Source organism: Melaminivora alkalimesophila, from assembly GCF_000282995.1.
GTDB classification, from domain to species: Bacteria; Pseudomonadota; Gammaproteobacteria; order Burkholderiales; family Burkholderiaceae_C; genus Melaminivora; species Melaminivora alkalimesophila.
Window position 1 is genome coordinate 1 of sequence record NZ_ALEE01000002.1, and the last position, 501, is coordinate 501.

The 501-nt window shown below is 73.7% G+C and carries 1 protein-coding gene; it reads left to right on the forward strand.

The genetic code is table 11. The annotated features are described in order from the left end of the window. Positions 1 to 37 precede the first annotated feature (37 nt). Positions 38 to 501: ribosomal protein S18-alanine N-acetyltransferase (gene rimI / locus A612_RS00010; RefSeq protein ID WP_040435200.1), on the forward strand; the 464-nt coding region annotated here is incomplete at its 3' end.

The following is a 501-nucleotide window of genomic DNA, read 5'->3' on the forward strand; positions in this document are numbered from 1 at the left end:
CGGCGGCGTGACGCACCACGCCCTTGTTCCTGCCGCCATGCCGCGCCGCGCCGCCTCCCCGCCCCTGCACTTCGAGCCGCTCACGCCCGCGCGGCTGGACCTGCTCATGGCCGTCGAGCAAAGCGCCTACGCACAGCCCTGGAGCCGTGCCAACTTCGTGGACTCCATGACCGCCGGCTACGAATGCCGGTTGCTGCTGGCCGGGCCCGATGACCTGCTGGGCTACTTCGTCGCCATGCGCGGCGTCGAGGAGGCGCACCTGCTCAACCTCACGGTCGCGCCGCGCCACCAGCGCCAGGGCTGGGCCGCCGTCCTGCTCGACGCCCTTGACCTGTGGGCGCGCGGCCAGGGGGCACGCTGGCTGTGGCTGGAGGTGCGCGCGAGCAACCTGCGCGCCCAATCGGTCTACCAGGCGCACGGCTACCGCCGCGTCGGCGAGCGCAAGGGCTACTACCCGGCCCCGGGCGGCCAGCGCGAGGACGCCATCGTCATGAGCCTGCC